The organism is Streptomyces sp. PH10-H1, assembly GCF_030063355.1.
In the GTDB taxonomy this organism is placed as follows: domain Bacteria; phylum Actinomycetota; class Actinomycetes; order Streptomycetales; family Streptomycetaceae; genus Actinacidiphila.
This window is the reverse complement of record NZ_JASISZ010000069.1, coordinates 31,617-40,437: the sequence shown is the minus strand read 5'-3', so window position 1 is coordinate 40,437 and position 8,821 is coordinate 31,617. Positions and strand designations below refer to the sequence as shown.

The following is an 8,821-nucleotide window of genomic DNA, read 5'->3' as shown; positions in this document are numbered from 1 at the left end:
TCCACGAGAGCCTCCCGGGGCCAGAACACCCCGACCTCGGCCGACCGGCACAGACCAGGCGGCCGCCACCGATCCCGCTGACCACCATCACCCCGGACGACTACCCGATACCGACCCACGCTCCTAGCCGGAACATCCGCCCGTGGCTGTCAGTACCCGTCGGAATCGGTCGGCGATGGTCAACGAAGGGTCAATTCTTGGCCTGGTATTCCTGACTGGCTGTTCACCGTCGCGACACTGACGGGCTGCCATGGTGTCGTGGACCGCGCGAAGGATCACCTTCCGTCAACATCATCATGAACGGCCGACAGCGGAGGCTGACAGAGCATGGGCAGTAATGGAAGAGCGGCGGGTCCGGGTCGCCGGGCCGTGCGGTGGGGGGTAGTCGCGGGGGCCGCGGCACTCACCCTTCTCGGCGGGCCGGCGTCCGCCTGGGCGGACTCGCCCGACCACCACCCCGGCGGCGGCACGACGGCCACCCCCGTGAAGCACCTGGTGGTCATCTTCCAGGAGAACGTCTCCTTCGACCACTACTTCGCGACCTACCCGGTGGCAGCGAACACCGACGGCACGACGTTCACGGCGGACAAGCACACGCCGAAGAGCGTCGACAATCTGCGCACGGCCGGGCTGCTGACCAAGAACCCGAACCAGTACGCGCCCAAGCGCCTCACCCCACAGCAGGCGATGACCTGCGACCAGAACCACAACTACGGTCCCGAGCAGTACGCGGCCAACGGCGGCAAGGCCGACCAGTACGTCCAGAACACCGACTCCGGCAAGTGCTCCGGCACCCTCTTCGGCGAGCCCGGCCTGGTCATGGACTACTACGACGGCAACACCGTCACCGCGCTGTGGAACTACGCCCAGCACTACACGCTCGGCGACAACTCCTACAGCAGCACCTACGGCCCCTCCACGCCCGGTGCGCTCAACCTCGTCTCCGGCCAGACCCACGGCGTGATCTCCGTCGACCCGGCCACCGGCACCGAGACGCCGAAGCAGACCGCCACCCCTGACCCGTACACGGTCATCTCGCCGGACAGCAAGGGCGTCGGCACGCTGATCAACGACCCCGACCCGGCCTACGACGACTGCTCGGGCAAGGACCACACCAGCAAGAACGCTCTCGCCGTGATGCAGGGCCGCAACATCGGCGATCTGCTCAACACCCAGAAGGTCACCTGGGGCTGGTTCCAGGGCGGCTTCCGCCCCAGCACCGCCTGGGACGGCCAGCAGGGCCACTACGCCCAGTGCGCCGGCAACACCCACACCAATCTGGGCGGCGCCGCGGTCGTCGACTACAGCCCGCACCACTCGCCGTTCGAGTACTACAAGTCGACGTCGAACCCGCACCACGTGGCCCCGGCGAACGTCGCCGAGATCGGCCACAGCGGGCAGGCCAACCACAACTACGACCTCACCGACTTCGATGCCTCGCTGAAGGCCGGGAGCCTGCCCGCCGTCAGCTTCCTGAAGGCCCCGGAGTTCCAGGACGGGCACGCCGCCTACTCCGACCCGACCGACGAGCAGCACTTCCTCGTCGAGCAGATCAACAAGCTGCAGCAGTCCCCGCAGTGGAAGGACACCGCCGTCGTCGTCGCCTATGACGACTCCGACGGCTGGTACGACCACGCCTCGGCCAAGCCGCTGAACGGCTCGAAGAACATCGCGCTCGGCTCCAACGGCAAGGCCATCGACAGCCCGGCCTGCCAGGCGGGACCCGCCGCCGCGGGTGGCTACGCCGACCGCTGCGGCCCCGGCACCCGCCAGCCCCTGCTGGTCATCTCCCCGTACAGCAAGGTCAACGCCGTTGACCACAGCCGCACCGACCAGGCCTCGATCACCAGGTTCATCGAGGACAACTGGCACACCGGCCGCGTCGGCGACGCCTCCTTCGACGCCCGCGCGGGCTCGCTCACCTCGGCGTTCGACTTCGACCACCCCAACGGCAAGCAGGTTCTGCTCAACACGGACGGCTCGGTGAAGTCCGTCCAGGACATCCCCAAGAACCCGGTCCCGACGCCCTCCGGGACCACCTCGGCATCCACCGGCGGAACCACCGGGAGCACCGGGAGCACGGGGAGCACGGGGAGCACGGGGAGCACGGGCAACACCAACACATCGCCTCAGCTCGCCGACACCGGTTCCTCGTCGGCCGTCCTCCCCTTCGGCATCACCGCCGGCGCCCTCGCGGTCGGCGGAGCGGGCATCGCCTTCGCACTCCACCGCCGCAAGACCCGCACTGCCGGCACTCGGTGAGACCCGGCTGATGACGGCCGCCCACCCTGTACATCGGGTGGGCGGCCGTCGCCGTTCGTGATCCGTCACAGGCCCTGGAGGTTGACCGACTCGCCCACTGGGATACGGGCGTAGTCGGTCCCGCCTTTCGCGTCCAGCCACCCGTCGAAGTTGTCCCTGCCGACTTCGCTGAAATGTGCGTCGTGGATGGGGAACGAGCGAGCCGGCCCGACCGCTCGGACGAACTCGACGGCCTCGCCGTGTTTCACCCACGGGCCGGACGCCGGGACCAGCAGTGTGTCGACCGCTTCGGCGGGGACGAACAGCGAGTCGCCCGGATGGTAGACGCCGTCGACGATGAAGCCGAGGTTGGGGCAGCCGGACAGTGATTCCACTTCGGACAAGGTGCCCGGGTCGATCACGAGCACACGGTCGCCCTCTTCGAGGCGCACACAGGCGTGGCCGTATTTCGTCAAACGCCTCTGATCAATTTACCGGCAGGTGTGGATCTCCGCACCACCCCTGCCGGCAGGATCACAATCCAACGGCCGGGGTCAGGAGACGCTGAGAGCGAGCCGGGCGATGCGGCCCTTCTCGCCCGACGCCCAGCAGCTGAGGTCGGGCGCGCAGTCGACCGTGTCATAGGAACCGGAGTCGAACTGCCGCCAGCCGCGCCCCGCGTCGAGCGTCAGATCACTGCCGGTCGGTCCGACGGCGATGGCGGCGAATCCGAGGTAAGGCAGCCAGGCCACGCCCGAGCGGTACGCCTGCGGCGGTGTCGCGGACGCCGTCCAGGTGCCGCCGCCGTCCCGGCTGACCGCTCCTGCCCGGGGCGACGTCTGGTCGGCGCGGTAGTCGCCGCCGACGGCCAGGCCGTGCCGGGCGTCGCGGAAGGCGAGGGCGAAGACGCCCTTGGCGGGGTCGCCGGCCGGGATCACGGTCGGCGCCACCGTCCACGTCAGCCCCCGGTCGCGGGAGTGCAGGACGCGCGAGAGCGCGCCGCCGCCGGTGGCCAGCCACACATCGTGGCTGCCCGAACTCACCAGGCACTGGCCGCTCGCGGCGAACGAGGCCTCGCCGTCCTGTGCGGCGGGCATGCCGGCGGAGGGCAGTACCCGCCAGCTGCGGCCGCCGTCACCGGTGGACAGGATCCGGTACTTGCCATCCACCGGGTCGCTGACGGCCAGGCCGTTCCTGTCGTCGAAGAACGTCAGGCAGTCGTAGAACGCCTTCGGATCGGGGTTGCGGAAGCTCTCCGTCCAGGTGGCTCCGCCGTCCTGCGTGCGATAGACGCGGGAGGCGTCGCCCTCACCGATCGCCAGCGCCACCGCGCGCCGCGCGTCGAATGCCTCGATATCGCGGAACTGCAACTCCGCCGCGCCCGGCGGGGACACGTTGCCCCAGCTGGCGCCGCCGTCGACGGTCCGCAGGATGGTGCCGGCGGATCCCGCCGCCCAGGCGGTCCTGCGGTCCACCGCCGACAGGCCGCGGAACCGGGCCGTCGTCCCCGTCGCCTTCAGCTCCCAGCCGAGCGTCGGAGCGCCCAGCTTCGGCGTGGCGTTCCCGGCGTTCCCGGCGTTCCCGGTGCGCGCGGCGCCGCCCGCGTCCGCAGAACCGGCATGTGCCGGCAGCGCGGACACGGCGACAAGTGCCGCCCCGCACAACCCGATCGACACCGTACGTCTCAGTATCCCCATGACACTCATGCCGCGGAACGTAGCCGACCTCCTCGGCGCCGTCCAGACGGCGCCGAGGAGGTCGATGGGTGATGCGGGGGACGTCATCCGGCGGCCGCCGCCTTGCGGGGCAGGAGCAGGACCAGTGCGGCGAGGGCGGTTTCGACGACCATCAGGAAGGCGAGGCCGAGGCCGAAGGCGTGCGGGAAGGACTCCGGCAGCCCGCTGCCGACCGCGTCGTAGAAGATGATGCCGATCAGCGCGACCCCGAGCGCCCCGCCGATCTGCTGGATGGTCGCCACGGCGCCGGAGGCGGAGCCGACCAGTTGGGGGGTGACGCCGCGGAGCACGGTGGTGGTGAGCGGTGCGATCACCATGCCCATCCCGAGCCCGTCGAAGAACAGTCCGGGGACCAGCCATCCCAGGCCGCCGATGGTGCCGATGCTGTGCGACGCCTCCCACAGCAGCCCCAGGCCGAGGACCATGCCGAGAGCGCCGACCGAGATGGTGTGCCGGCCGAGCCGCGCGGCCAAGTGGTGGGCGGTGGTCGAGGTGATCATGTAGCCGGCGCCGATCGCGGTGAAGACCAGTCCGGAGCCGAGCGCGTCCAGGCCGCGGCCCTGCTGCAGATAGAGGGCGAGAACCAGGAAGAAGGACGCCTGGCCGATCCAGAACACCAGTTGGGCGAGGGCGCCGATGGTGAACGTCCGCTCCCGGAACAGCGCGGTGTTGAGCAGCGGGTCGCCGCCGCGGCGGCCCAGCCGGTGCTGGTGCACGGCGAACTCCGCGAACAGCAGGGCGGACAGCGCCAGGCACAGCCAGGTCCACAGTGGCCAGCCCTCCTCGCGGCCCTGGATCAGCGGCAGTACGAGGGCGACGACGGCGACCGTCGACAGGATCACGCCGGTGACGTCGAGCCGGGGCCGCTTCGGGGCGCGGGACTCGGTCAGCGCCCGGGGGACGAGCAACAGGGTCACCGCGCCGATCGGCACGTTGATGAGAAAGCAGGTGCGCCAGTCGAGACCGAAGAAGTCGGCCTTGATGAGGAGGCCCCCGATCAGCTGGCCGAACACCGCGCCGATGCCCATGGTCAGTCCGTACATGCTGAACGCACGGGCCTGGGCCTTGCCGGCGTAGTCGGTCTGGATGATGGAGAGCACCTGCGGGCCCATGAGCGCGGCCGACAGGCCCTGCAGTACACGGGAGACCACGAGCATCCAGGCGGTCGGCGCGATGCCGCAAGCCACCGAGGTCAGGGTGAACAGCCCCAGCCCGACGGCGAATATCCGTCTGCGGCCGAACATGTCACCCAGCCGCCCCGCGGTGATGAGCCCGGTGGCCAGCGCGAGTCCGAAGCCGGCCACCACCCACTGGATCGCCGCTGTGCCGGCGTGCAGGTCCACCTGCATGGAGGGGATCGCCACATTGACGATGAAGAAGTCGAGCGCGGTCATGAAGGTCGCGACCAGGAGAACCAGCAGGCCCAGGACGGACCGGCGGTCGGCCGGCTGCTGACGGATCGCGGAGACGGCGGTGTGGTCGTCGGTGGTGCGGTCGTCAGTGGTGAGGGTGGCCATGTCGGAACTCCTGTGAGCACGAGGGCGATACGGGTCGGACCGGGGACGGGGTGAAGGAGCGCGGGGGGCGGGCCGGGCGGGCCCGCCCCCGGGAGGTGGCTCAGGCGGCCGGGACCTTGTCGAGGAAGCCCAGGACGCTGCGCAGCCGGCCGTCCTCGGTCAGCACCGCGACATCGAAGCCGACCACCAGCGACTCGCCGCCGGCCGGGCCCAGTTCCCACGTGAAGCGGGCGATGTTGTGGTGGGCGTCCACCGGGCCCGCGAGAGTGAAGACCAGTCCGGGGAACTGGGCCTGCACGGCGCCGATGGTCGCGTCGATCGCGTCGCGTCCCTCGGCGGTCACCAGCGGGTCTGTGTAGTTGGCGTCATCGGCCCACAGCGCGTCGATCTCCTTGCGGCGGGCGCCCGGGTCGGTCTCGTTCCAGGTGGCCAGGTAGCGCTCGACGAGGTACTGGGTGTCGCTCATGTCCGGTGTCTCCCTGCGGGTTGGTGCGCTGGTTGCGCTGTGTTCCTGCAGGTCAAGACGGTACGGAGTTCCGAACGGCACGGAATCAGTCATCGTTAGGTACTTCCCGGCCCGGCATCGTGGAGCGACGGATCGCCATCCCGGAATGCGGACGGATCGTCATCCGGGCCCAAGGAACGCGCAACGGACTACAGGAAGACAACAGGTCCGGTCTTGAAGCGGACCTGTGTGTACCGGTTGGCTGTGGACGATCACTGGTCGTAACCCGCCCGTGGAGGCAGCCCGCGGATGAGCCCACCTCCGCCCCCCTTCGGCTTCTCACGGTCCAAGGACGATTTCAGCTTCGACCCGGCCCTCGACGACGTCGAGCTGGTCGCGGCTCGCAGTGCCCTGGGACAGGGGCACTGGTCCGACGTGCGCGCCCTGCTGGCCGAGACCGGCGACAACTGGGACCGCCGCGGTCACCGGCTGGTCGTCCTGGCCGAAGGCCCGGGCACCGCGGCCTGGACCCGCGAATGGCAGCTCGCCGAACCGGACAGCCGGGACGCGGCCATGCTGCTCGCCTGCGCCACCGTGTTCCGCGCCGTCGACGGCAAGGAGAGCCCGGAGGCCGCGCGGGAGGCCTGTCTCGCGGTGGCCCGGCTGGCGCCGGCGGACCCGTCGCCGTGGCTGGCCCTGCTGATCCTGGCCCGCCGCACCGGCACCGACGAGGACCAGGTGCGCGCGTTCGACCAGGTACGCGGCCGTCACCGCGGACACCACCACGCGCACCACCTGATGACCGCCTGCCTGGCCGAGCGTCAGAAGACCGACAGGAACGACCCGTTCCACGAGGTGTACGAGTTCGCCGAGTGGGCCGCGGGCGAGGCACCCGAGGGCTCGCCGCTCGCCGTGCTGCCGCTGCTGGCCCATGTCGAGCGCTACCGGGTGCTCGCCGGGTCCGGCGCCGAGCCGAACGACCCCGCCGACTCACCGCACTGGACCAGCGGCCGGGGCCGGCAGAGCCTGCGGATGGCCTTCGACTGGTGGCTCGAGTGGCACGGCGGCGACCACGCCCGGCTGAAGCTGGACCTCAACCTGCTGGCCTACGCCATGGTGCACAGCGGGCGTCCGGTGGAGGCCGCCGCGCTGTTCAACCGCATCGGACCGCACGCCACCCGGTGTCCGTGGTCGTACGCCGACCGCGACCCGAAGAAGGCATTCCGCGCCGCGCGCAGCTCCGCGCTCGGTTTCGGTTCCCCGTAAGACCCGACGCTCACCTCACCGGAAGGACTCCGCAGCCATGCTGACGGGCAGTAAGACCGAGATCAGCACCTTCAAGGGCCAGGAACGGGCGCTGCGCGCCGACCGGATCAGCACGCCGGGACTCCTGCTGTCGGTGCTGGCGGCCAGCGCGCCGCTCATGGTCGTCGCGGGCGTCATGCCCACGACGTACGGTGCGACGGGGATCGTCGGGCAGCCGCTGCTGTTCGTGATACTCGGTGTGGTGATGGCGCTCTTCAGCGTCGGCTACGCGGAGATGAGCCGGCATGTGCACAACGCGGGCGCCTTCTACGCCTACATCGCCCGCGGCCTCGGCGCCACGACGGGTGTCGCCGCGTCGTTCGTCGCCCTGGTGTCGTACAGCCTGCTGCAGGTCGGCATCTACGGCATCTTCGGCTTCGAGGTCGTCGGCCAGCTCAACCAGCACTTCGACGTGACCATCGACTGGTGGATACCCGCGCTTCTGGCGGTGCTGCTCACCGGCGCACTCGGCGCGCTGAAGATCGACTTGAACGCCAAGGTGCTCGGCGTGCTCCTGATCGTCGAATGCGCCCTGGTCGTCGTGTGCGACATCGCGTTCGCCGCGGATCCCGACAAGCGGCAGGGCCTGTCCCTGACCGGGTTCGACCCCAGCACGCTGACCGGCGCGGGTCTCGGTATCGCGCTGTGCTTCGCCGTCGTCGGCTTCGTCGGCTTCGAACAGGCCCCGGTGTACGCGGAGGAGACCAGCAGACCCCAGACCGTCGTGGCCCGCGCGATGTTCCTCGCCGTCGCTTTCACGGGCGTCTTCTTCGCCCTCACCTCGTGGCTGATGGGCGTGGCCGCCGGCCCTCAGCAGATCGTCGCCGCCTCGCAGGAACAGAGCGCGGGCCTGCTGTTCGGCCTCACGGAGGCCCGGCTCGGCGGTACCTTCACCGACCTGCTGCATGTGTTCTTCCTGACCGGCATCTTCGCCTCTATGCTCAGCTTCCACAACGTCGTCGCCCGCTACGCCTTCGCGATGGGCCGGGAGGGCCTGCTGCCCTCAGCCGTCGGCCGCACCTCCAAGTCGAGCGGGGCTCCCGCGATCGGCTCGATGCTGCAGAGCGTGATCGCCCTTCTCGTCGTGGTCGCCTTCGCGGTCACCGACGACAAGCCGGCCGGGGACCCGACCGTGCCGGTGCTTCGGCTGTTCACCTGGGGCGGCAACGTCGGCGCCGTCGGCGTCATCCTCCTGATGGCGGTCGCCTCCGCCTCCGTCATCGCCTTCTTCGTCCGCCGCGGGGCCGGGCGCGTCCAGATCTGGCGGCTGCTGAGCTCGGCCCTGGCCGGCGCCGCCCTGCTGTTCGTCCTCGTCTACGCGGTCAAGGACTTCGGCGTCCTGATCGGCCCGGACCAGGACAAGGCGCTGGGCTGGATCCTGCCGGGTGTCGTGGGCGCCGCAGCCGTTCTCGGGATCGTGATGGGCCTGGTGCTGAAGGCCACCAAGCCCGAGGTGCACGCCCGCGTCGGCCTGGGCAACGAGGCGTTCCAGCTGGAGAAGGCCGCGGCCTCCGAGACCGCCGTCTGACCTCCTTCACCGGCCCGCCCCGCCTCCCAGGCGTGGCGGGGCGGGTCCG

At 70.3% G+C, this 8,821-nt stretch carries 7 protein-coding genes; 3 read left to right on the top strand and 4 right to left on the bottom strand.

Annotated features, from left to right (window positions below; translation table 11 throughout):
* Positions 1-327: 327 nt before the first annotated feature.
* Positions 328-2,262, top strand: a complete 1,935-nt coding sequence (locus QMK24_RS31675) for a phospholipase C (protein WP_283470292.1) — start codon at positions 328-330, stop codon at positions 2,260-2,262.
* A gap of 65 nt (positions 2,263-2,327) precedes the next feature.
* Here QMK24_RS31675 and QMK24_RS31670 read toward each other — a convergent pair whose 3' ends face one another.
* From QMK24_RS31670 to QMK24_RS31655, 4 genes are all read right to left on the bottom strand, one after another.
* Positions 2,328-2,717 carry an MBL fold metallo-hydrolase gene (locus QMK24_RS31670; RefSeq protein WP_283470291.1) on the bottom strand — a complete coding sequence of 130 codons (390 nt, stop codon included), beginning with the start codon at positions 2,715-2,717 and terminating at the stop codon, positions 2,328-2,330.
* Positions 2,718-2,795: 78 nt separating this feature from the next.
* The gene (locus tag QMK24_RS31665; RefSeq protein ID WP_283470290.1) at positions 2,796-3,947 is read right to left on the bottom strand and encodes a WD40/YVTN/BNR-like repeat-containing protein; all 1,152 of its coding nucleotides are present in this window, start codon (positions 3,945-3,947) and stop codon (positions 2,796-2,798) included.
* A gap of 74 nt (positions 3,948-4,021) precedes the next feature.
* Positions 4,022-5,494: an MFS transporter gene (locus tag QMK24_RS31660; RefSeq protein ID WP_283470289.1), complete on the bottom strand. Its 1,473-nt coding sequence runs from the start codon at positions 5,492-5,494 to the stop codon at positions 4,022-4,024.
* A 100-nt stretch (positions 5,495-5,594) separates the two neighbouring features.
* Positions 5,595-5,960, bottom strand: coding sequence for a nuclear transport factor 2 family protein (locus QMK24_RS31655; protein ID WP_283470288.1), 366 nt, complete (start codon positions 5,958-5,960; stop codon positions 5,595-5,597).
* Between the two features lie 288 nt (positions 5,961-6,248).
* Between QMK24_RS31655 and QMK24_RS31650 the strand changes: the two genes are divergently transcribed.
* On the top strand, positions 6,249-7,205 hold the full coding sequence (locus tag QMK24_RS31650; RefSeq protein ID WP_283470287.1) for a hypothetical protein: 957 nt from the start codon (positions 6,249-6,251) through the stop codon (positions 7,203-7,205).
* A gap of 37 nt (positions 7,206-7,242) precedes the next feature.
* On the top strand, positions 7,243-8,772 hold the full coding sequence (locus tag QMK24_RS31645; protein ID WP_283470286.1) for an APC family permease: 1,530 nt from the start codon (positions 7,243-7,245) through the stop codon (positions 8,770-8,772).
* Positions 8,773-8,821 lie beyond the last annotated feature (49 nt).

Excerpts from the sequence above, each read along its gene's own strand:
- QMK24_RS31665 (WP_283470290.1), bottom strand. The coding sequence starts at position 3,947 with ATGAGTGTCATGGGGATACTGAGACGTACGGTGTCGATCGGGTTGTGC.
- QMK24_RS31650 (WP_283470287.1), top strand. The coding sequence starts at position 6,249 with ATGAGCCCACCTCCGCCCCCCTTCGGCTTCTCACGGTCCAAGGACGAT.
- QMK24_RS31645 (WP_283470286.1), top strand. The coding sequence starts at position 7,243 with ATGCTGACGGGCAGTAAGACCGAGATCAGCACCTTCAAGGGCCAGGAA.
- QMK24_RS31660 (WP_283470289.1), bottom strand. The coding sequence starts at position 5,494 with ATGGCCACCCTCACCACTGACGACCGCACCACCGACGACCACACCGCC.
- QMK24_RS31655 (WP_283470288.1), bottom strand. The coding sequence starts at position 5,960 with ATGAGCGACACCCAGTACCTCGTCGAGCGCTACCTGGCCACCTGGAAC.
- QMK24_RS31675 (WP_283470292.1), top strand. The coding sequence starts at position 328 with ATGGGCAGTAATGGAAGAGCGGCGGGTCCGGGTCGCCGGGCCGTGCGG.